This window comes from Lysinibacillus sp. NPDC093190, from assembly GCF_050280425.1.
Lineage (GTDB): Bacteria > Bacillota > Bacilli > Bacillales_A > Planococcaceae > Lysinibacillus.
Map to the genome: position 1 here is coordinate 54,350 of NZ_JBNNVG010000016.1, position 21,562 is coordinate 75,911.

Below are 21,562 nucleotides of genomic sequence, written 5' to 3' on the forward strand. Positions count from 1 at the left end.
ACAGCTTTCTCTAGGAATTAAGAAGGATAGATCGAAGTTGATATTATTATGATAACTTTCAAAGAAAGGAAAATCGATATCTAATGAAAAAAATATGCTTCCTAATTTTAATGATGTTTGTGTTAGTTGCTTGTAGTACGAATCAACAAGAGGAGGTCCATTACATAGCGAAAAGTGAGCACTGGAAGGCCGTATATCATAGTAATACCGAGGAGGGCTTACAACTTTTCTACCTTGGGGAAGAGGAAGACTTAGGTGATTTACAAATAACGATAGAAGGGTCTAAAGAATCACGATCTTACATTGACTTCCGATTGAATACAGATAAACAGTTTATCTTAAAGAAAAAAGAAAGTGCGAAAATATTTAAAAAGGATACTGCACCAACCATTCACATTAAGTGGCAGTCTCACAATGAGACTTTAGAAGTACGAAGTGGATGAAGACTTAGCATAGGGAACACGTTGAGAGTAATGAAGTCGAGCATACCTTTGCTCGAACAAATACAGTGCTACACATTGTAACTTTCCTGCTTTAAGTAGAATGTGCAATCAAGTACATAATTGGGTGAAGAGTTCAAATTATTACATAAAAAAATAATTTTCGAACATTGACAAGAATTGGAGCATTCGTTATAGTAGATAACAATTTCACAAAGCAATGAAATTGGCGATGAGAAGGACACGAGTTTTGATGAACGATTCACAGAGAGGGAGGCCTTGGCTGAAAGCTTCCTAATGCAGCTATCAAAACTTACTACCTTTGAGCAGTGCTAGGAAACTTGCACCGTTTTTTGCAACGTTACTGCAAAGCAATGAGCCACTAGTGCATCTAGTGGGAATTTGGGTGGAACCACGGGTAATCAACACATACTCGTCCCTTTATGGGGCGAATATGTGTTTTTTTATTTTCATTTAATAAGTTTTTTAAAAAAGGAGTAGAGAACATGTCAAATCAAGTTATTAACATTCAATTTCCAGATGGTAAACAACAAGCATTTTCAAAAGGTGTTACACTAACCGACATTGCACAAGCGATTAGTCCCGCTTTACGTAAAAAAGCAATTGTAGGGAGTGTCAACGGAACCATCATTGATTTGACGCGCCCGATTTTGGAAGATACACAAATTACCCTGTATGATGCTAGCTCAAAAGAAGGAATTCAGGTGATTCGTCATTCAACAGCTCATTTACTAGCCCAAGCAATTAAGCGTTTATTCCCTGATGCTCAATTTGGGATTGGTCCAGTTATAGAAAATGGATTTTATTATGATATCGACATTGAGCATTCCTTTGCGCCAAGTGATTTGCAACAAATTGAAAAAATGATGAAGCAAATTGTCCAAGAAAATATACAAATACAGCGTAAAGAAGTAACAAGAGCAGAGGCACAGCAGCTATTTGCACATGATGCGCTAAAGCTTGAGTTATTAGAAGATATTCCTGAACATGAAGTTGTAACGGTTTATGAACAAGGAGATTTTTATGATCTATGTCGTGGACCTCATGTACCTTCTACAGGTAAATTACAACACTTTAAATTAATGAATGTGTCCGGAGCTTACTGGCGTGGAGATAGCAATAACCAAATGCTTCAGCGTATATACGGTGTAGCATTTGCCTCAAAAAATGAGCTTGAGGAATACTTTGTTTTCTTAGAAGAAGCGGAAAAGCGGAATCACCGGAAGTTAGGAAAAGAACTAGAGTTATTCATGTTTTCGGAAGAAGCACCAGGGATGCCATTTTATTTAGCAAATGGTCAAATTATTCGCAACGAATTGGAGTCTTATTTACGTCATTTACAAGCAAAATTTGATTATCAAGAAGTACGGACACCTTTGATGATGAATCAGCGTCTATGGGAGCAGTCAGGACATTGGGATCACTATAAGGAAAATATGTACTTTACACATGTAGACGACCAAAGCTTCGCATTAAAGCCTATGAATTGCCCTGGACATATGCTGATATTTAAAAATGATTTACATTCATATAGAGATTTACCGATTCGTATGGCTGAATTTGGTCAAGTTCATCGACATGAATTTAGTGGCGCATTAAATGGCCTTTTACGAGTTCGTACATTTTGTCAGGATGATGCACATATTTTTGTTACGCCACAGCAAATTGAAGATGAAATTGCGCTTGCTCTGAAAATTATTGATGAGGTATATCAGGTTTTTGGCTTCCAATACGATATTGAATTATCAACACGTCCAGTTGATTATATGGGTGAACTTGAACTTTGGAATCAAGCCGAAGCGGCATTAGAAAACGTACTAACTAATCTAGGCTTTCCTTTTACAATTAATGAAGGTGATGGAGCGTTTTATGGACCAAAAATTGATATTCATATTAAAGATGCCATACATCGCAGTCATCAATGTGCAACGGTGCAGCTCGATTTCCAACTACCTGAGAAATTCGATTTAACGTATATCAATGAACAGAATGGAAAAGTAAGACCTGTCGTTATTCATCGAGCGGTATTCGGTTCAATTGATCGCTTCTTAGGCATATTGATTGAGCATTTTGGAGGGGCGTTTCCAGCGTGGCTTGCACCTCAGCAAGTAAAAGTAATTGGGGTTGCAGATACACATCAAGAATATGTACAGCAAGTAGTTGATGCTTTACAAAAGGAACAAATCCGTGTAAGTATTGACGATCGACAAGAAAAGCTCGGTAAAAAAATTCGTGAAGCTCAAATGAAAAAAACACCTTATATTTTAGTGCTTGGTGATAAAGAAATGGATCATCAACATGTCACTGTTCGTAAATATGGTCAGCAAGCATTAATTGAAAAACCATTGCAACAGTTTATAGAAGAAATAAAGCAAGAAATACAGCAAAAAGCCTTATCTTAAAAGGGGATTAAACCATTCTTTATATCAATATAGCTCGACTCCAGAGGTAAGTCACTACTTCCTCGAGTCGAGCTATAAACAGCCATGAAATGTATGTTGTAATATATGTTTTTCTAAATTTACTGAAAATGTTGATTTTTTCATCGATTTTGCTACTATAATCAAATTTTCAAGCATACAATAAATAAAACGACAAACAAAATAAATTTAATTGATGGAATTACTTTGATAATTACTATTTCCTAAAAGGATAGTTTGGGTCTCAGCGTCAATGACCAGGTATTTATGATAAGTCTCCTGATTATTTTGCTTAAAGGATGCTAAAAAATATACTTGTCGATTGGGATGAATAAAAGTATGTTGAGAGAGGTCTATTTTTTTACGTATAAAATTAGTTTTTAGATGAAATGTTTCTTCAGCCTTCGGTACGTCCTTAAAGGCTATTTTTTGACGAATGTTTAAGGTAGCATCGTTATATTCCTCATAGATTGTCTTGTCTAATTGATGATAAAAATCATTCTCAGTAAGAAATGTCTGATATTGATTATTAGGATATTTATAAGATGTAGTTCCAGAAGGTATGCAAAGAATTGGTGCTGTATTTTCTACTGAATCTTGAGGCTGCTGTAGTAAAAAGCTTGAAACGACCAATGATAAAAATACCTGCATTTATAGGCCTCCTTTTTCCTGTCATAAAGAAGATATCCCATTTTTATGATATTTATACGTATCTTTACAACAGCAATAGGAATTTGCTGTCTATTTTATAACCGGAACCTAATACAGGATAAAACTAGTCGAATCATCGGAAATCGTTTCAGCTGGCTTTATTGATCGCTTTTGAATATTTATTTAGTAGGTCATCTAATTCTTGACTACAATCTACCACGCTAGGATGGGTGAAACCTAAATCCATAGCCTTTTTATACATATCTTTCCTTTTGTTTTCAATCTCCATCTTCAAGAATTGTTTAAACGATATATTAACCAAAATCTTTTCCCCCTAAAATTTTTTCTTCATATTCTTGAAATACATTGACCTCGATTCAACTTTTTCATTGTATCTCACCTAAAATGAAAAATATGTCACATTGTGTATAGGTTGAGAAATTCGTAAATTAGTCATAGGAAAATATATTAATTCTTATATAGTGGGAAAAATAAAAAACAGTAATATTAAATAGTTTGACCTATTTAAAATACCTTTTATTGTATTATTCGTATGTTTTATTACCCTGAATAGAAGAATATTAGGGTTTTTTTTTGGCTAGATTTTAGTAAAGGTGAAGGGTGATATTTAATAAATTAGCATCTTTTTTACTATAAAATTTTATGTCGATATTGACGGAAATTTTAATGAAATTCGTATCTTGTCACAATTTATCAAATAAACTTCTTTGTTGTTTGTTATTGAGGAGATTTTATTTTGGTTGATAATGTTGAGAATTTTCGAAATAAATGGAATGATGGATAAATAGAGTTGCAATCTATTAACTTCTGCTGAAAGAAGTTAAAGCCTCCGGCGGATGTCACGGAATCGGAAAGGAAATCTTTGTGCCAGCACAAAGCCGATTCCGGACGCAATTATGCCGAGGCATAATTGATATGATAGGGGGGAGGTTTATGGTGTTGAAGTTAAGATGGCCATTATTAAGCGTTATTATCGTTTCTAGTTTAATGTTAATAGCATGTTCAGACGTGAAAACAAAAGCTGGAGAATCTCCAGGATCAACAGCGGCTACTAACCATTCCGTTCAACACGTGGAAGAATCAAAACAAACACCTCCAACTATTGATAAGAATTATGATTTTACATATTTAGAGAAATTATCAGAGGAAAAAAGAGCTTTATATGAAGATTTCTTAAGCAAAGGGAATATTAATAGTTTAAAGACTTTTACACCAGAGGAAATGGTGTTAATTATGATGAATTTAGTATTTGAGCATAATTTCGATAAACTATATGCAATTACCTACAATAACAATGAGCTTCCAGATAAAGAAACCTTTATTGGTGAGTATATAAATTATTTATTAGATGAGCAAATACAGGATTATTTAATGTACAGATACTACAATAATATTTCATTGAATAAGGATACTAGTACCGAAAGTATTGCAATTGTTCAATTAGAGATAATTTTTGGAAGTTCCCACTACCTTAAGGTATTTGCCTTACTGAAAGAGGATGGTATGTGGAAGGTTGACTTATACAATTATATGAAAGAAAAGAAAGCAAAATCAGAAGAAAAATAGAGGAGATAATAATGACCGTCATTTACTTTGTAAGACACGCTCATTCACACTATACAGCTGATGAGTACAATCGTTACAATCGTCCACTTTGGGTTTGAGGATAGGGATAAAAAGGGGCTGTCTACTGGCAGCCCCTTGGTTCATTTTATCGAGAACTTTATATGATTTATCGAGAAAGACGAAGTATTTCCACCACCTGCGAAAAATTGCTTATCCTATTTGAGTCCAATCTTCTCGTAATAGACCAAATAAAACTACATCATGGAATTGAGCGAAGCGGAAAATCTCATTTCGTAGAGTGCCTTCTTTTGTAAAGCCACATTTTTCATAGGAACGAATAGCTCCTTTATTAAAGCTGAAAACCTGAAGCTTAATTTTATTAATGGAAATATAATTAAAAATAAAATGAATAAGAGTTTTCATGGCATCGGTTCCAAGCCCTTTGCCGTGCCATTGTTCGCCAATTGAGATGCCTACAAAGCAAGTACTATTTTTCCAGTTGATGCCATAGACACCACATGAGCCGATAAGTTCATTTGACGACTTTTCGAATATACCGAAGAAAAACTCCTCTTTTTTTCCACTAATACTTTGAAAGAATGAAGAATGATCCTCAAAGGTGTTTGGAAAGGGAATATCGTCATTGGCAAGTAACAACGTATTCTTTTCACTTTCGATTTTTACAAATGCTTCTAAGTCGGAGGAAGTCATTTGCTGTAAGGTAATAGATTGTCCTGTAAGAAATTCTTTAAAATAATTTTCCATTTGTTTTCTCCCTTGTTCAAGGGCTGCAGTTAGAGTTTACATCCCTTGGATTATTTGTTGTATAAACAAAACATCTACTGCAATTTCCGCACTCATATGCACAACTCCTTTAGTTTAGATATCTTTATAGTAGCATTTTTGGTAATTAGTAGAAACAAATATTTTAATCAGGTATGTCAAATAGGGAAATGTTGGGTTATTATTGATAGAAAGAAGTTTTTTATACTTTGCTAATGTATGCCCTTTTTTTGCTAATTGTAGCGGAAGATAATTTAAATAAGCTGGGCGAGTAGGACAAATGTTTCGCGATGTTCATGACCCAGATATCTATAAGAATATCTACAGTAGCTTATTGATTTGAAGAAGATTACGAGGACTAAAGATGAAGGGGAGAGCTTCGATGAGATTAAAATTTTATGAAGAAAATGATGATCAATTAATTGAACGATATACGATCACAGAGGAGCAGCTCCGCTATACGATGTCTCCGAAAGAGAGCATTGAACTAGTGAAGCAGGACAAGAATCGTCATGCTATTCTTGTATTAGAAGAAGACAAGCTCGTGACCTTCTTTGTGTTACATGAAAAAGAGGGCGTTAAGCCATATTCCTCAAATGAACAGGCGATTTTAATCCGCGCCTTTTCGACAGACTTTTATGAACAAGGTAAAGGTTATGCAAAGGCGGCATTACAGCTTTTGCCGGACTTTGTTTTGGAACATTTTCTAAATATCGATGAGCTTGTTTTAGGGGTTAATCCACCGAATACTGCCGCTCAGTCACTTTATAAAAAATGCGGCTTTGTCGATGAAGGAAGGCTGGCAACAGGGTTCAGAGGTGAGATTAAGGTGATGAGTTATTATATTAAGTAGAATAGACAGAGAAACTGAATGAAGCTACGTCACTTTGCAGAAAAATATTTTCTCCGCATAACCTATGAATTTTGATTTAAAGAGGTGAACAAAATTGATAGATTTACTGGAAGCACGTATGGAGCATTTCGATGAAATATGTGCGATTGATCAAGAAGTAATTGGAGATTTTTCGAGAAGCAAATATTTGCGAACAGCAATTAACGAAAAACGATGTATCATTCAACAAACTAAAAAAGGTATTGTTGGTTTTCTTATTTTTACGAATGACTTTTTTGAAAATAGCTTCATCTCATTAGTTATTGTTAAGCCATCCGAGAGAAGAAAGGGAGTTGCCACAGCATTATTGGACTTTTATGTAGAAATGGCTACCACTCCAAAAATCTTTTCTTCTACTAACCAATCAAATACTAATATGCATAAGGTATTTGAAACGGCGGGATTTATAAAAAGTGGGTTTATTGAAAACTTAGACGAAGGTGACCCAGAAATTATATATGTGAAATTTAAGTAGTAGCAAGGCAAGTCTCGCAGTAGAGTTGCTGCTGCAAGACTGCCACTAGTAAAAGTTATTTCTTCGCTCGTATTAATAAAAAGGAGGGGCGACGGTGCTCTTTTTCTAGGGAAGGCAGTTTTTGAATGGCCTCTGAATCAGGAAGCGGCTCTAGCATTTTTTCTATCGTTAAGCCATGTGCGATTAATGTATTGATGATTGTAGAAATGCTACGATGATATTTAACTTATTTCATCGGATGTCCAAACATCTGATGAAATAAGTTAAAGCCTCCGGCGGATGTCACGGAATCGGAAAGGAGTTCTTTGTGCAAGCACAAAGCCGATTCCGGACGCAATTATGCCGAGGCATAATTGATCAAAACCATCCACAAACCAAGTTCGCTCACGTAATCCCTCATCTTGGTAATTGTCAATCGCGTAATGGCTCCTATTGCCGTTGTCATCATACTTCCAATTATCCTCCATTGTTTTACGAGCTGTAACGATCGGATGCTCTACAGAAAAAACAAAAACACTACCTGGACGAAGCATTTTCGCAATTTTACCAATCACTGCACTAAAATCCTTTATATAATGCAAGGAAAGTGAGCTTGTTATACAGTCAAAGCTGTTAGGGGCTGCATGATAATCCTCTATTGCTTGCAAATAGTAGTCTATATGCGGATGAGCATGTTTATGTTGAGCAATTGTCAGCATATTTTCTGAAACATCAATAGCGGTTACATGCTGTGCGTTATTTTCTATACAATAGTACGCAAATTCTCCCATTCCACAGCCGATATCAAGCATTTGTAAATTAGATAATTTAGGAAGTAAGGATTTTAACGCAGGTTGTTCAAGCAAATTATTGAAATTGTATGGTCCTTGACGTAACTTTTGATATTGACGGAAAAATTCCGGATGGTCATAAATATTTTGTTTCATAGTAAACCTCCACTTGTCTAACATAACGTTATGTAACATTTGCGCATACTTATTGTCACATAGCCACCTCGAAAGAAATAGACTTTTATTCCAATTTTTAGTAAGGTGTAGGTAGAGTCATACCAACTTTTGTAATTCACCATCTATTTGATTGTATAGATGGTTTTTTGACATGAGGACGTTTTTTACGCCATAAAATTGTAACAATTCAAAAAAATAAAATTATATAGAGGCAAATGATGGCACTTATTTTAATGAATGACGTTATTTTTATTGGGAGTAATTATGCGGTTTCCCAAAAAAATACATTGGAGGATGTTACATTGAGTAAAGAATCATTATTAAGTTTAAGTAGTAATTCATTATTCTTGGCATTTATTTTACTACTGATCGCCATTATACCGATTGGGCTTGCCGTGAAATCAAAAGGAAAGATGTTTGGAAAAGTCGGGCTTTTACTTACATATATTGCTTTTGCTTTACAGCTAGTATATTTCATATTAAGGTGGATTGCTGTTGATCATGCACCTGTAAGTAATATGTATGAGTTTATGACGTTCTTTGGCATCATGCTTACTGGTAGCTATTTGATCATTCATTTTTTATATAAGCAAATTGTGGTTGGTTTGTTTACCATCCCTGTGTCATTACTTATCCTCGGTTATGGAAGCGTTTTTACAAAAACGGTTTCACCACTTGTTCCATCACTGCAAAGCAATTGGTTAACGATTCATGTTATGACAGTTGCATTTTCAAGTGCTATTTTATCGATTTCGTTCGCAACAGGTATTATTTATTTATTAAGAACATTAGATGTTTCTAAGTTTTCGATTAGTACAGTTGCTTTGGAATTTGTTCTGTATTGTTTAGTTGTCGTGATTGGCTTTATCGGTGTGGCCACTTATTTTAACTTAGCAGCAGATAAAATCGAGGTTCAATTTGAAAATAAGCTAGGCAAGGAAGAAACAGCCGTTTATGCGATGAAGCCACTAATTGTCAATAAAGATGCAGTAACATCTAGTGGGGATCAGGTTGGCGTTTTACAGATTACCAATAAGATAGATGCGAAGAAATTGAATTCTATAGTATGGTCATTTGTCGCTGGAACGATTTTATATGCGATGATTTTACTCATTACGAGAAGAAGGTTAATTGTTTTATTAAAGCCATTAACAAACCGCGTACAGCCAGCATTAATGGATGAAATTTCATATCGAGCTGTTGTTATAGGTTTCCCGTTGTTCGCTTTAGGAGGTCTGTTGTTTGCCATGATATGGGCACAGATTGCTTGGAGTAGGTATTGGGGCTGGGATCCTAAGGAAGTGTGGGCACTTATAACATTTTTATTTTATGCCGCTTTCCTGCATTTCCGACTTTCTAAAGGCTGGGAAGGGGAAAAGACAGCTTGGTTAGCGATTATTGGCTTTGGCATTATCGTGTTTAATCAAGTATTTGTGAATCTAGTGATTGCAGGTTTACATTCTTACGCATAAGGATGTTGTGAATGAAATATTTTCCTAAACTGAATGTAGTGAGTATGTTATATGGGTTAATGTTCTTCATTTCTCTTGAAATACAACTAAATTAATTATTATCGCATCGTGAGACTTACGGGGTGGGAAGGACAATATTTCGATATCTTATCATTACTTGTTCATGGAATTGGTTTTGTTGTAGCAACTATTGCATTATATAAACCCTAACAGATAAATGGATAGCACATCGTCGATTGGTCTATTGGACAACATTTTTTTGGCTGCCCTATACAGCGTTATTTATTTTTATATTCGTAAGTGTGTATCCAATCACTTATCAGGGAGATATGCCGGCGCCCGTACAAGGGTTAATTCTTTTTGCAATGCTCTTGTTTTATCCGTTTTATATTGGGACTTTGAATATGATATGCTATCATTCAAAGTCTGAAGCTGTACAAATTAAATAACCGTAAAAAAGAGACATCCATAATTTGGATGTCTCTTGAATTTTGCATTATTCATGCTAAAGCTAAAATTAAATTTTCACAACATTAGTTGCTTGTGGTCCGCGGTTACCTTCTTCTACACCGAACTCTACTTTTTGGCCTTCTTCTAAAGTTTTAAAGCCATCTGTTTGAATAGCAGAGAAATGTACAAATACATCATTTCCACCTTCTACCGCGATAAAACCAAAACCTTTTTCTGCGTTAAACCATTTTACTGTACCTTGTGTCATGTGAACAACCTCCCAAAAAAATTAAACAATCATATTCCTTCGATCGCTTGCAAAAAAATCACGTATTCAAAAGCTCGTATTACTTTTGAATACGTGATTTTAACGGCTAAGATGAAGTAATGTAATTATTGTTTTGATTATATAACAGTTTTATACATTTATCCAGTATATTCCGATTTTAGTAAGAAAAAATTTACATGTTTTTAAATATAATTAGATGATCCATGCTTTCTCTTTAGCGACAATTACTGCTTCTGCACGTGATTCTACGTTTAGTTTGACAAAAAGTTTGGTTAAATAGTTTTCAACGGTGCGCTGTGTGACCCCAATAGCTGAAGCAATTGCTTTGTTTGTACAGCCTTGAGCGACAAGCTGTAAAATCTCTTGCTCCTTGTCGCTTAGTAAAACATCTTGCTGCACATTTGGTAGATTGGTCCGCTGATGTAAAAAATCTAAAAAATCAGCTGCTAGTAGGATCTCGCCTCTTAGTGCGGCTTGAATGGTTTGAATCACTTGCTCTTTCGTGGCAAGCTTTGATAATAGTCCATCGACCTTTTTCTCGATCAGTAGTTCGTAATAATCGGAAAGCTCATAGCCTGTATAGAGTAGTATAAGTGCTTCGGGTTGCTTTTTCTTAATCATTTCTGAAAGTTGGATGCCGTTGATTGGTTTCATATTAATATCGATCAAAAATAATTGAAAATCTTGAGCATCCATTCTCGTTAGAACAGCTGCACTATCCTGCTCTGTGTCTATATGAACATTTGTTAAATCCTGTAATAAAGTTTTTGTACCATCTAAAACGACAGGATGGTCATCTACAATAAGAATATCAATCATATGATTCCACGTCCTCTTGTATTTGAATAAAAATATGCATTCCTTCATTATGACTGGAGGTTATTGTGATGTTTCCATTAAAAGCACGGACACGTTCTCGAATACCGTTAATGCCCATAGATGCTGAAGATTGCATTAAATCTTCAATATTACATCCAATACCATTATCATCGTATTGGAGGATAAAACCACGACTTATCGCTTGCAGTGTTAGTGAAACTTCGGTTGCCTCAGCATGCTTAATTGCATTATTTAAAAGCTCCTGCACAAGGCGGTAGACGACTAAATGTAAGGTTACATCCTGAAATTGGACACGTTCTATTTGGGCGTTTAACAAAAAGTCGGCCCGTATTTTCACCTTTTGAATTAGCTTTTTTAAAGCGATTTGTAGCCCAAATGTGTCTAGTAATGGAGGGCTTAGATTTTCACAATACTCCCGTAAATCCTTCGATGCATCTAGCAATTGCTCTCGAATATCTAATACCTTTTCTTTTTTTATAATAGGCGAACTAGCAAGAACATCTAACTCTCTCGCTAAATGAAGTTGCTCCTGTAAAATAGTGTCATGTAATTCCTGTGCTAAAATACTTTTTTCCTTTTCAATGATATTCCATAATAATTTATCGAGCCAAGGAAGCTGCGTATCATTGTTATCCTTCATAAGCCTTATTTCACATACTAAATCTTCAATAAGCTTTAAATTATCAATAAACATTGAAACATAGAGGGCAAGTAACTCTAACCAAAGAAGCTCTTCTTTTTGTAATACATGTCTAATGTTTAACATAATTTTTTCTTCACCTGTATCATGTAATAGCAGGTGAGTCATTTCATTCCTTATGTTGACTTCACCACGAGTGAATGGCACATCTTCCGTTATTGTTGTAATCGTAAAAGCTGTAGTACCAAGCTTTTCTGTTATTTCATACTTGAATTGATCCAGTAATTCTTGCTGATTTTTTGCTTTACCCATACGATTAACGGCAGCATATAAATTATGTACATAATTGCCAGTAGATGAAAAAATAATCTTTCGATACTTAAAATCAAGCTGCTCTTTTATATAGAAGCTAGCAATGATGACAAAGAATACAAGTATATAGACGCTCGTAATTTTAATAATCGATAATTTGTCTATAAACAGTATGGTAACGCCCGTAGTTAATATTAATGCACTAAAAAAAGCAAGTGCTGAATAATAGCGCAAACGAGATAATTGGTATTCAATATCGAATAATCGTTCATTCACTTGAATGAAGATAAAAGAAAAAGGAATAAACAATAAAAATAATGCAGCTACCTCAGCATGTAAAATAGGGTTCAGACCTAATATTTCAGGTATGACGAAAAGTAGTAAAAACGGCAGAAAAGGCGTAATAAACGCAATAGTGATCAGACGGATTTTTGCCAGTTTAGTTCGTAAATAACTCGTTAGTAAAATATAGATGGCATAGAAAACTAGAACAGCAAACATTCCTAAGTTAATTAATGATGCTATCGTCCTGAAGTCAGAATTAACTATTTCAATGAAATCACAGCAAGGTATCAATAGTAATAGTAAATAAAGCCACTTAGTATTGATATAGCGCCATTCTATACGTAGATAACGGAAATAAAACTGTAAAAAGTGAATAAAAAGCACTATGCATAAAACGATACCAATAGATATTACTGATGATCCAATTAGATTTCCTCTAACTGAGGCGCCTGTACTTATATAAGCCAATGAACAAGTTAATAAAAATAATGTTAGTAGACTAGTTAGCAAATTATCTTTATTTCTTCGCCATAAGTAGATAGCGACGCCAAAAGATAAGACAAAATAAAACAGTGGAAAAATAATTTGCAAATAAAATTCTTCTGGAATATCTTTATGCTTAATTGTAACAGAATGAACATCACCATCAGGCTTCATAAACGTTAGTTCCTTAGCACTTCTAACGATAGAATCGAGTTGGATAGAACGAACATCTTCTGCAGGCTTGCCATCGATTGTCAGTAGAAGATCACCTTTTTCAATATTATTTTGCTGTGCCCAATCGGGATAATAGAATCCATCAATGATAGGCTGTTCGCTAGTTGTGTCTACAAAAATATGAATTAAAGGTATTCGCATTGCCACTACAAGCACATAAATACCGAGGAGTAGGTAGGTTATGAAAATACTATATGTCCATTTACTCATAGTTTTCTCACATTTATTTGCATGATAATATTGCCCCATTTCAATCTTAAGTACCTATATATTATCCATAATTTTTGGTAATTTTGGAATACCGAAATAAGGTGTTTCGGAAAACCACTATTGCTTTTTCGGAATAACGAAGTAGTTTTTTCGGTGTAGCCTATGATAGTGTAAATCTAGTATATGTGACGAAAAGGGGGAGCATTGCATGAAAAAGAAAGGATTGCCACTAATCTTTTTTTTCTAGTCGTCATAATGTCGTACCCGAAGACAACAATCGCTAAGAACTTTGAGAATGATGCGGTGAAAGTAGATATTTGCATTATTGGGGGTGACAATCATTTTGTCTATAAGATTCCTAAGCATTTACATAAAGATACGCCGTATGTTGAAATGAAGAATAATATTGAATCTTCCTTAGCAAGTCATTGGAAGATCGGGGATGCCCGTTATGAAGCCCACCAGACAGATGTTGCGTATACTTTTTCCATTAAAGATTTAATTAATGAAAAACAAGATGGTCAAATGAAGGTAGCGATACCATATACTTTTTTAGTAGGTATGTTTGGTGAAAATGATGCCATTCAATTACGCATTTTGGCTAGCAAATTAATCGACTGGAAAGCCAACTCAAAGGATTGGGCAACTTTTGGCTTTGTGGCACCGCCCACTTATTTTAGTGAACAGGAATATGTTTATGAGGGAGAGGTCAACGAGCTTCTTCAGCAGCGGGTAGGACATTTTAATGGCACGGTTATGAAAGGGCAAATGGTACTACAAAGTGTTATTTATTTTAGCTTTATTATTGCACAGTTTATTGCCTGTATAATTTTATCGAGGCGTTTAAAAAAGAGAATTATTGAAGATCCAGAGAACATGCATCAGTTCCGAAAGCTTAACTATCTGTACCAAATCATTCCATTAATGATTATCGGTGTGCAAATTGTTTTTCTTGTCATGTCAGGGTTACTGACTGCTTTTGGTCTCTATTTCTCCTCAGGGATTGATATCTTGCTTATTATTGGACCTATTGTATTTAATATTATTTTGTTGCCAATGTTTTTTGTCACGATTGAGAATGAAATCTCAAAAGAGCTGGAAAGCAATTCCTTTGGCTCTGACATGTAAATATTGTTTTTATTTTTGGGCGTCCAAATGTAGTTATTAGATGTTATAATGGTCAACAGCATACTTGAAGGAGCTGTTTATTAACATGGCGCATCCAGAAATCGCGTACTTAAATTTACTACAACATATATTAGATAATGGCGTTAAAAAGGAAGATCGTACAGGAACCGGTACATATAGTGTATTTGGCTATCAAATGCGATTTGATTTAAGCAAAGGCTTTCCTCTTTTAACGACTAAACGTGTACCATTCAAGCTTGTAGCAAGCGAGCTACTTTGGTTTATCAAAGGGGATACAAATATTCGTTATTTACTGCAAAACAACAACCATATTTGGGATGAATGGGCTTTTAAAAAATGGGTTGAGTCTGACGAATACACAGGTCCTGATATGACAGACTTTGGTCGTCGTTGTTTAGTGGACGAGTCTTTCAATGCTGACTACAAAAAAGAGTTAGCATCATTTTGTGAGCGTGTTTTAACAGATGATGAATTTGCACGTAAATACGGCGAGCTTGGAAATGTTTACGGCAAGCAGTGGCGTAATTGGACAACATCAACAGGGGAAAGTATCGATCAATTGCAAGATGTAATCGATCAAATCAAGCACAATCCAGATTCACGACGTATTATTGTCAATGCATGGAATCCAGAGGATGTGATCAATGCTGGAGCAAAGGGCAGTAAAGCTGCATTACCTCCATGTCACGTGATGTTCCAATTTTATGTCGCAAATGGTAAATTGAGCTGTCAGCTAATGCAAAGAAGCCTTGATACATTACTAGGCTGTCCATTTAATATTGCATCATATGCATTACTGACACATTTAATTGCACATGAATGTGGTTTAGAAGTTGGCGAATTTATTCATAGCATTGGGGATGCTCATATATATGTAAATCACGTGGAACAAGTAAAAGAACAGCTTTCACGCGAGCCTAAGGACCTACCAACCTTAAAAATTAATCCAAATAAAACGTCAATTTTCGACATAGAGCTCGAAGATCTTTCTATTGAGGGCTATAATCCACACCCAACAATTAAAGCACCAATTGCCGTTTAAACAGAAGCAGCAGCCGTTTTGGCTGCTGTTTTTTTTAGCGAACTAATAACAAAGCGTCGGGTAGATTTGTTAGAGCGACGGAAAGAAGAGGCAAAGCGACGGAAAGAAACGTCAAAGTGAAGGAAAGAAGACAGAGCGACGGATAGAAAAGCCAAAGTGACGGAAAGAACCAGCAGAGCGACGGATAGAAAAGCCGAAGCGAAGGAAAGAAGACAGAGCGACGGATAGAAATGCCAAAGCGACGGAAAGAACCAGCAGAGCGACGGATAGAAATGCCAAAGCGACGGAAAGAACTAGCAGAGCGACGGATAGAACCGCCAAAGCAACAGAAAGAGCCAAATTGATTAATCTAGAGCCAAATTTTCTAGCAATTATATGAAGGATGTTTAAATTCATGAAAATTTTTCCGATATAAGTTTTAATCTGGAAGTCCTATTAAAAATTTAGAGGTGAATGATGTGAGGAGATCATTGATTTTTCAAATAGACGGAAGAGAACGTGAGCAACGTTTAAGGACGAAATTGCTTATGAATACTTCTCAACCAACAGAGGGGTCTAAGCTACCACACATCTCTACAAAATTAACACAGGAGCAAATACATAATATGATGCAAGTCATTGAGGGAATTCGCCTGAAACGTTATAAAGAAAGACTATAAATGTAAGCGCCTTCTAAGCTATAATAGCTGAGGAGGTGTTATAGAATGAACGTGATATTTGTAGATTCGGTTTTAGGTACAGAGCTTTTACAAATGGTGTCACATGATATGGCAGGTATATTAGCAGCGGCGCAGGGCGAAAGTGTGACGTTTCCGGTTGGCCATTTTAAGTATGAATTCCATAACTTAGACTTTTATGAGCAAGATGGAGAATTACGACAAGAATTAGTCATTTACGTAAAGAAAGTATAATCATCGTATAATACTCAGAAAAATGGAAAAAATAAAAACAGGTGTAAATAAGGCAATTTATTTGCTTTTATTTAAACCTGTAACTATAATAGTTACAACAGGTGGTGATACATATGGTGAACAGTCGATTTTCGGTAGCGATCCATATACTTTCTCTCATTGCAACAACATCTGATAAAAGCCAGCTGACGTCTGAGTATATCGCAGGGAGTGTGAATACAAATCCAGTTGTCGTGCGACGAATGATAGGTGTGCTAAAAAAAGCGGGCTTGTTAACATCGCAATCAGGTATTGCAGGCTACGACCTATTAGCGGAGCCGAAAGATTTAACGCTGTTAGCTATTTACCACGCGATTGATGGGCCAGAGCAGCTATTTGCGATTCATGATGAGCCAAATCCAGCATGTACTGTTGGTCGAGAAATCCAACGGACATTGGAAGGTGTTTATACATCTGTCTGGCATGCAATGGAAGAACAACTACAAGCACAAACTTTACAGGATGTGCTAGATCAACTTCGTTAACATCAACGAAGTCGGTCTTTTGTATCTAACCTGTAACTAAAATGGTTACACAAAAATAGGAGGAATTATTAATATGAAAATAGCAGTAATTGGTGCAACAGGGAAAGCGGGACAAAAAATTGTAGGGGAGGCACTGCAACGTCGTCATGATGTAACTGCAATTGTACGATCGGCTTCAAAAGTAACAGCAAATATTCCTGTAATTGAAAAGGATGTCTTTGAATTATCTCAAGAAGATGTGAAAGGTTTTGACGTAGTCGTAAATGCGTTTGGTGCTCCTTTTGGTCAGGAGGAATTACATGTGAAAGCGGGCCGTCATTTAATTGAGATTTTCACTGGTATTCATACAAAATTATTTGTTGTCGGTGGTGCGGGTAGTCTGTTTGTAGACCCAGAGAAAACTGTACGGGTTATGGATACACCGGATTTTCCAGAAATGTTTTACGCGACAGCTAAAAACCAAGGTGAAAATCTACGTGACTTACAACAATCAACTATTACTTGGACATTCTTAAGCCCATCTGCTTTCTTTGATCCAGAAGGTCCACGTACAGGTAGCTATACTACTGGAGAAGATCATTTATTAGTTAATGCTGCTGGTGAAAGTTATGTGAGCTATGCAGATTATGCCGTTGCAGTGTTTGATGAAATTGAAAATCCAAAGCATGTTAACAGCCGTTTTACAGTGACTTCTAATAAATAATGATCAACCGAGCGTAAAAACTGCGCTCGGTTATTATTATTTTTCATTTTACAGACAAATGACTGTTTACAATCAGGCAGTTATTAGCTACTATCAAGTGTGAGTATTACATAAAAGGAGACGACAATTATGTCCACACAACGTATAGAAAAAGACTTTTTAGGTGAACGTGCCTTACCAAGCACTGCTTATTACGGTATCCAAACGCTTCGTGCAACTGAAAATTTCCCGATTACAGGGTATTCAATTCATTCAGCACTTATTAAAGCAATGGGTATTGTTAAAAAAGCAGCTGCTTTGAGTAATATGGAGGTACACCTACTTTCAAAAGAAATCGGAGATGCAATTGTCGAGGCTGCACAAGAAGTTATTGATGGCGAGTGGGATGCTGAATTTATCGTTGACCCAATCCAAGGTGGTGCTGGCACATCAATTAATATGAATGCCAACGAAGTTATCGCTAACCGTGCCTTAGAGATTTTAGGTAAAGAAAAAGGGGACTACCATACAATTAGCCCTAACAGCCATGTAAATATGTCACAATCAACAAATGATGCTTTCCCAACAGCTATTCATATTGCTGTGTTGAATTTGATAGATGAACTACTTCTTACAATGGAAAACATGCAAGCTGTGTTCCACCAAAAAGCGGAGCAATTTGCACATGTTATCAAAATGGGTCGTACTCATTTACAAGATGCTGTACCGATTCGATTAGGGCAAGAATTTGAAGCATATTGCCGTGTAATCACTCGTGATATTGCGCGCATTCGCCAAACTCGTCCAAATTTATATGATGTAAATATGGGAGCGACAGCTGTAGGTACAGGATTAAATGCATTCCCTGACTATATTCAATCAGTTGATATTCATCTTGCTGAAATTTCAGGATTGCCACTTAAAGGCGCTACTCACTTAGTAGATGCAACACAAAATACTGATGCTTATACAGAAGTATCAGGCGCATTAAAAATCTGTATGATCAATATGTCGAAAATTGCTAATGACCTTCGTTTAATGGCTTCTGGTCCACGTGCTGGATTAGGGGAAATCATTTTACCAGCGCGTCAACCTGGATCATCCATTATGCCAGGGAAAGTAAATCCTGTTATGCCAGAGGTACTGAACCAAGTGGCCTTCCAAGTAATTGGTAATGACCATACGATTTCTTTAGCATCTGAAGCAGGACAATTAGAATTAAACGTTATGGAGCCAGTGCTTGTCTTTAACTTAATTCAATCTATTAGCATTATGAATAACGTGTTCCGAGCATTTACACAAAATTGCTTGAAGGATATTGAAGCAAACGAAGACCGCATGAAAGAATATGTGGAAAAAAGTGTTGGCGTACTAACAGCAGTGAACCCGCATATTGGCTATGAAGTAGCTGCACGACTTGCACGCGAAGCAATTCTATCTGGTCGTTCAATTCGTGAGCTTTGCCTTGAAGAGGGTGTACTAACGAAAGAACAGTTAGATTTAATTCTAGATCCATATGAGATGACACATCCAGGTATTGCCGGATCAAGTATTATGAAATTAAAATAATTGATTATGAAAGCACTTTGTCTAAGGCAAAGTGCTTTTATGTTTTTGTAAAAACTATTATGTCAATAAATTTAAGGAGTCATACTTTTATATCACATCTTCATTGACACAATGGTTTTCGATACTACGAAAGCACTTTCGCTTTTGTAATTCATTTATCTTACAAAAGTTGGGCTTTTTTCTATGAATTTCAGGAGAATTAAACTATAATAACTACGTTGGAGTAATATTATAGTTGGAGGAATTTAGTATGAGTTTACGGAAAAAAAGTATAATTTGCTTTTCTACTTTAAATGTTCTCATGGGTGTCATTTTAATTATAGATCTAGCAAATGTAACTTCATTAAAATGGTTATCCACTTTATTAACAATAATGGGAATTACTATGACATTATCTTGTATTTTCTATGTAAAATTTAAAATTATTAAGCCTATTAAGCAATTAGCAGAATCCGCTCAAGCAATCGCTGATGGGAATTTGCGTACAGCTCCGATTGAAATTAATTCCAATGATGAGATCTCAGACTTAGCTAAAGCGTTTTTAGAGATGAAGGAACAATTACATACGATGACACAAAAAATTGCGAGTAGTTCAACAGATTTATCTGCGAGCATAGAGGAGCTATCAGCAAGTACAAATGAAATTACAGATGCAGTTAACGAAGTTGATTCACAAATGGAGAATACGACTGAGGGTCTTAAGAAAGCAGCACAATCAGCAAATGAAAGTGCTATTGCTATGCAGGAAACTGCTGATGGCATTGAACGTATTACCGTGGCAACGCAAGATGTATTTGATCATGCAAAAGAAGCAAATGACATTGCAGGCAACGGTGCGGAAATTTTACATGTGGCTAAAAATCAGATGGAATTTATTTCAACTTCTACTGAAAAAACAAGTGAATTAATGCAGCAATTATTTGGAAAAATGACAGATATCAAATCGATGACAGACATGATTACGGCTATTACAGATCAGACGAATTTGCTTGCATTAAATGCAGCGATTGAAGCAGCTCGTGCCGGAGAGCATGGTAAAGGCTTTGCAGTAGTAGCGGAGGAAGTTCGAAAATTGGCAGAGCAATCTAAGCATTCGGCTATTCAAATTGTCGAGCTAGTAGTGGGCATTGAAAGTGATACAAAACAAGTAGCTACCTCTGTCGAAGAGGACTTGAAAAACGTTCAACAGGGCGTCTATGTTATTGATGAGGCTACAAAGTCGTTTGGTACGATCTCTCAGCATGTTAGCAAAATGACGAACCAGCTAGAGGATATTTCTGCAACAGCTGAAGAGCTTTCAAGTAGTGCGAATGAGGTGACAAAATTAGTATCGACAATCGCAAATGGAATGGATAGCTTATCTAATAATACAGAGGTCGTTCTGCAGTCAGTTGATGAGCAAAGCGCTTCCATGCAAGCGGTCAACATGGTAGTATCACAAGACTTATGTGTACAAGCTGAAAATTTACAAAAGCTGACACAGAGATTTAGTAGACACTAATTGAAAGAAATATAGTATTCATTAAAAAAGGCTATTTTGCAGGAATTAATTTTCTGCGAAATAACCTTTTTTATTTTATATCAAGTGCATTGATTAACCGTTGTTATCAACTTTTCCGCCCCGGTCTATTCTCTAGAGACGCTTAGCCTCGAAATTAAATATTAAATAAGCCGAAAAAATCAGTTTTTATCGTCAACAATACTATGCTAATCATAAACATCATTTCTGCGATAGTAGCAACAAAATCCCTTTTATTTTCCGCGTATCTCCATTCCATAAATGCTCGTAACATTTCAGATGTTATTAAAAAGACAATTATGATAAACCAAGTTCCGAAATACCAAGGAGTTCCAACTGAATCATTGTAAATCGTATAATACGAACTAATTAAAAATAGACTCGTAAAAATTATTCGTACAGTCCAATCTAGTTTTTTATGTCTTTCGTTAAGGTGATTATAAGAAAACCATTTCTTTCTTTCGACACCTAGCAGCTTTCTAATGACAAATCCAAAAGTACTAATTACTAAAAGTAGTCCAATAAGAAAAAGTATTAATGTCCTTAGTTCAATATTAATATGATTCAATTCATTCACCTCTCAACCTGATCTTTTCTTTACAAAAAGAAAGAGACCGTAGCTCTAGATTATTTATGTATTCTTATTGCTTGAACAATTAATGTAATTCCTATAATACATAAACTCCCTGATAAAACATGAAGAGTTATATTCCATCCTTCGCTGACTTTTTGAAA

The 21,562-nt window shown here is 35.6% G+C and carries 23 protein-coding genes and 1 other annotated feature; of the genes, 14 read left to right on the forward strand and 9 right to left on the reverse strand.

Features of this window, described 5'->3' with window-relative positions; genetic code table 11:
* The first annotated feature begins 83 nt into the window (after nt 1-83).
* Entirely contained in the window at nt 84-443 is a 360-nt protein-coding gene (locus ACQKOF_RS13890; protein ID WP_427557956.1) for a hypothetical protein, read from the forward strand.
* Nucleotides 444-663: 220 nt separating this feature from the next.
* Nucleotides 664-884: a binding site (T-box leader), on the forward strand.
* Nucleotides 885-946: 62 nt separating this feature from the next.
* Nucleotides 947-2,863: a threonine--tRNA ligase gene (gene thrS / locus ACQKOF_RS13895; protein WP_427557958.1), complete on the forward strand. Its 1,917-nt coding sequence runs from the start codon at nt 947-949 to the stop codon at nt 2,861-2,863.
* Nucleotides 2,864-3,070: 207 nt separating this feature from the next.
* Here thrS and ACQKOF_RS13900 read toward each other — a convergent pair whose 3' ends face one another.
* Entirely contained in the window at nt 3,071-3,532 is a 462-nt protein-coding gene (locus tag ACQKOF_RS13900) for a hypothetical protein (RefSeq protein ID WP_427557960.1), read from the reverse strand.
* Nucleotides 3,533-3,680: 148 nt separating this feature from the next.
* On the reverse strand, nt 3,681-3,821 hold the full coding sequence (locus tag ACQKOF_RS13905) for an aspartyl-phosphate phosphatase Spo0E family protein (protein WP_199777829.1): 141 nt from the start codon (nt 3,819-3,821) through the stop codon (nt 3,681-3,683).
* Between the two features lie 665 nt (nt 3,822-4,486).
* Between ACQKOF_RS13905 and ACQKOF_RS13910 the strand changes: the two genes are divergently transcribed.
* The gene (locus ACQKOF_RS13910) at nt 4,487-5,119 is read left to right on the forward strand and encodes a hypothetical protein (protein ID WP_427557963.1); all 633 of its coding nucleotides are present in this window, start codon (nt 4,487-4,489) and stop codon (nt 5,117-5,119) included.
* A gap of 210 nt (nt 5,120-5,329) precedes the next feature.
* Here the strand turns inward: ACQKOF_RS13910 and ACQKOF_RS13915 are convergent, their stop codons facing one another.
* Nucleotides 5,330-5,884, reverse strand: coding sequence for a GNAT family N-acetyltransferase (locus tag ACQKOF_RS13915; protein ID WP_427557964.1), 555 nt, complete (start codon nt 5,882-5,884; stop codon nt 5,330-5,332).
* Nucleotides 5,885-6,284: 400 nt separating this feature from the next.
* Between ACQKOF_RS13915 and ACQKOF_RS13920 the strand changes: the two genes are divergently transcribed.
* Complete coding sequence (locus ACQKOF_RS13920; protein ID WP_427557967.1) at nt 6,285-6,755, forward strand: GNAT family N-acetyltransferase; 471 nt, start codon at nt 6,285-6,287, stop codon at nt 6,753-6,755.
* Nucleotides 6,756-6,849: 94 nt separating this feature from the next.
* The gene (locus tag ACQKOF_RS13925) at nt 6,850-7,269 is read left to right on the forward strand and encodes a GNAT family N-acetyltransferase (protein ID WP_427557970.1); all 420 of its coding nucleotides are present in this window, start codon (nt 6,850-6,852) and stop codon (nt 7,267-7,269) included.
* Between the two features lie 263 nt (nt 7,270-7,532).
* Here ACQKOF_RS13925 and ACQKOF_RS13930 read toward each other — a convergent pair whose 3' ends face one another.
* On the reverse strand, nt 7,533-8,195 hold the full coding sequence (locus tag ACQKOF_RS13930) for a class I SAM-dependent methyltransferase (RefSeq protein WP_427557973.1): 663 nt from the start codon (nt 8,193-8,195) through the stop codon (nt 7,533-7,535).
* A 323-nt stretch (nt 8,196-8,518) separates the two neighbouring features.
* Here ACQKOF_RS13930 and ccsB point away from each other — a divergent pair, with 323 nt between their 5' ends.
* Nucleotides 8,519-9,688: a c-type cytochrome biogenesis protein CcsB gene (ccsB, locus tag ACQKOF_RS13935; protein ID WP_427557976.1), complete on the forward strand. Its 1,170-nt coding sequence runs from the start codon at nt 8,519-8,521 to the stop codon at nt 9,686-9,688.
* A 517-nt stretch (nt 9,689-10,205) separates the two neighbouring features.
* Here ccsB and ACQKOF_RS13940 read toward each other — a convergent pair.
* The 3 genes from ACQKOF_RS13940 to ACQKOF_RS13950 form a co-directional block, all read right to left on the reverse strand.
* On the reverse strand, nt 10,206-10,406 hold the full coding sequence (locus ACQKOF_RS13940; protein ID WP_008174868.1) for a cold-shock protein: 201 nt from the start codon (nt 10,404-10,406) through the stop codon (nt 10,206-10,208).
* Between the two features lie 213 nt (nt 10,407-10,619).
* Nucleotides 10,620-11,246, reverse strand: a complete 627-nt coding sequence (locus ACQKOF_RS13945) for a response regulator (protein ID WP_427557979.1) — start codon at nt 11,244-11,246, stop codon at nt 10,620-10,622.
* Nucleotides 11,239-13,431 carry an ATP-binding protein gene (locus tag ACQKOF_RS13950; protein ID WP_427557982.1) on the reverse strand — a complete coding sequence of 731 codons (2,193 nt, stop codon included), beginning with the start codon at nt 13,429-13,431 and terminating at the stop codon, nt 11,239-11,241. Before ACQKOF_RS13950 ends, ACQKOF_RS13945 begins: the two co-directional genes overlap by 8 nt.
* Nucleotides 13,432-13,635: 204 nt before the next feature.
* Between ACQKOF_RS13950 and ACQKOF_RS13955 the strand changes: the two genes are divergently transcribed.
* Nucleotides 13,636-14,559, forward strand: a complete 924-nt coding sequence (locus tag ACQKOF_RS13955) for a hypothetical protein (RefSeq protein ID WP_427557985.1) — start codon at nt 13,636-13,638, stop codon at nt 14,557-14,559.
* A gap of 85 nt (nt 14,560-14,644) precedes the next feature.
* Complete coding sequence (locus tag ACQKOF_RS13960) at nt 14,645-15,622, forward strand: thymidylate synthase (protein WP_427557988.1); 978 nt, start codon at nt 14,645-14,647, stop codon at nt 15,620-15,622.
* A 111-nt stretch (nt 15,623-15,733) separates the two neighbouring features.
* Here ACQKOF_RS13960 and ACQKOF_RS13965 read toward each other — a convergent pair whose 3' ends face one another.
* Complete coding sequence (locus ACQKOF_RS13965; RefSeq protein WP_427557991.1) at nt 15,734-16,018, reverse strand: hypothetical protein; 285 nt, start codon at nt 16,016-16,018, stop codon at nt 15,734-15,736.
* Between the two features lie 74 nt (nt 16,019-16,092).
* Between ACQKOF_RS13965 and ACQKOF_RS13970 the strand changes: the two genes are divergently transcribed.
* The 6 genes from ACQKOF_RS13970 to ACQKOF_RS13995 all read left to right on the forward strand — a co-directional run bounded on the left by ACQKOF_RS13970 (nt 16,093) and on the right by ACQKOF_RS13995 (nt 20,809).
* Entirely contained in the window at nt 16,093-16,281 is a 189-nt protein-coding gene (locus ACQKOF_RS13970) for a hypothetical protein (RefSeq protein ID WP_427557994.1), read from the forward strand.
* Between the two features lie 45 nt (nt 16,282-16,326).
* Entirely contained in the window at nt 16,327-16,533 is a 207-nt protein-coding gene (locus ACQKOF_RS13975; protein ID WP_427557997.1) for a thymidylate synthase, read from the forward strand.
* Nucleotides 16,534-16,646: 113 nt separating this feature from the next.
* Nucleotides 16,647-17,057, forward strand: a complete 411-nt coding sequence (locus tag ACQKOF_RS13980) for an Rrf2 family transcriptional regulator (RefSeq protein ID WP_427558000.1) — start codon at nt 16,647-16,649, stop codon at nt 17,055-17,057.
* A gap of 73 nt (nt 17,058-17,130) precedes the next feature.
* Nucleotides 17,131-17,760, forward strand: coding sequence for an NAD(P)-dependent oxidoreductase (locus ACQKOF_RS13985; protein ID WP_427558003.1), 630 nt, complete (start codon nt 17,131-17,133; stop codon nt 17,758-17,760).
* A 129-nt stretch (nt 17,761-17,889) separates the two neighbouring features.
* Entirely contained in the window at nt 17,890-19,308 is a 1,419-nt protein-coding gene (aspA, locus tag ACQKOF_RS13990; RefSeq protein ID WP_427558006.1) for an aspartate ammonia-lyase, read from the forward strand.
* A 250-nt stretch (nt 19,309-19,558) separates the two neighbouring features.
* Nucleotides 19,559-20,809 carry a methyl-accepting chemotaxis protein gene (locus ACQKOF_RS13995; RefSeq protein WP_427558009.1) on the forward strand — a complete coding sequence of 417 codons (1,251 nt, stop codon included), beginning with the start codon at nt 19,559-19,561 and terminating at the stop codon, nt 20,807-20,809.
* A gap of 154 nt (nt 20,810-20,963) precedes the next feature.
* Here ACQKOF_RS13995 and ACQKOF_RS14000 read toward each other — a convergent pair whose 3' ends face one another.
* Nucleotides 20,964-21,395: a DUF4181 domain-containing protein gene (locus ACQKOF_RS14000; RefSeq protein ID WP_427558012.1), complete on the reverse strand. Its 432-nt coding sequence runs from the start codon at nt 21,393-21,395 to the stop codon at nt 20,964-20,966.
* Between the last annotated feature and the right edge of the window lie 167 nt (nt 21,396-21,562).

Excerpts from the sequence above, each read along its gene's own strand:
- ACQKOF_RS13890 (WP_427557956.1), top strand. The coding sequence starts at position 84 with ATGAAAAAAATATGCTTCCTAATTTTAATGATGTTTGTGTTAGTTGCT.
- thrS (WP_427557958.1), top strand. The coding sequence starts at position 947 with ATGTCAAATCAAGTTATTAACATTCAATTTCCAGATGGTAAACAACAA.
- ACQKOF_RS13900 (WP_427557960.1), bottom strand. The coding sequence starts at position 3,532 with ATGCAGGTATTTTTATCATTGGTCGTTTCAAGCTTTTTACTACAGCAG.
- ACQKOF_RS13905 (WP_199777829.1), bottom strand. The coding sequence starts at position 3,821 with ATGGAGATTGAAAACAAAAGGAAAGATATGTATAAAAAGGCTATGGAT.
- ACQKOF_RS13910 (WP_427557963.1), top strand. The coding sequence starts at position 4,487 with ATGGTGTTGAAGTTAAGATGGCCATTATTAAGCGTTATTATCGTTTCT.
- ACQKOF_RS13915 (WP_427557964.1), bottom strand. The coding sequence starts at position 5,884 with ATGGAAAATTATTTTAAAGAATTTCTTACAGGACAATCTATTACCTTA.
- ACQKOF_RS13920 (WP_427557967.1), top strand. The coding sequence starts at position 6,285 with ATGAGATTAAAATTTTATGAAGAAAATGATGATCAATTAATTGAACGA.
- ACQKOF_RS13930 (WP_427557973.1), bottom strand. The coding sequence starts at position 8,195 with ATGAAACAAAATATTTATGACCATCCGGAATTTTTCCGTCAATATCAA.
- ACQKOF_RS13940 (WP_008174868.1), bottom strand. The coding sequence starts at position 10,406 with ATGACACAAGGTACAGTAAAATGGTTTAACGCAGAAAAAGGTTTTGGT.
- ACQKOF_RS13945 (WP_427557979.1), bottom strand. The coding sequence starts at position 11,246 with ATGATTGATATTCTTATTGTAGATGACCATCCTGTCGTTTTAGATGGT.
- ACQKOF_RS13950 (WP_427557982.1), bottom strand. The coding sequence starts at position 13,431 with ATGAGTAAATGGACATATAGTATTTTCATAACCTACCTACTCCTCGGT.
- ACQKOF_RS13960 (WP_427557988.1), top strand. The coding sequence starts at position 14,645 with ATGGCGCATCCAGAAATCGCGTACTTAAATTTACTACAACATATATTA.
- ACQKOF_RS13965 (WP_427557991.1), bottom strand. The coding sequence starts at position 16,018 with ATGAATTTAAACATCCTTCATATAATTGCTAGAAAATTTGGCTCTAGA.
- ACQKOF_RS13975 (WP_427557997.1), top strand. The coding sequence starts at position 16,327 with ATGAACGTGATATTTGTAGATTCGGTTTTAGGTACAGAGCTTTTACAA.
- ACQKOF_RS13980 (WP_427558000.1), top strand. The coding sequence starts at position 16,647 with ATGGTGAACAGTCGATTTTCGGTAGCGATCCATATACTTTCTCTCATT.
- ACQKOF_RS13985 (WP_427558003.1), top strand. The coding sequence starts at position 17,131 with ATGAAAATAGCAGTAATTGGTGCAACAGGGAAAGCGGGACAAAAAATT.
- aspA (WP_427558006.1), top strand. The coding sequence starts at position 17,890 with ATGTCCACACAACGTATAGAAAAAGACTTTTTAGGTGAACGTGCCTTA.
- ACQKOF_RS13995 (WP_427558009.1), top strand. The coding sequence starts at position 19,559 with ATGAGTTTACGGAAAAAAAGTATAATTTGCTTTTCTACTTTAAATGTT.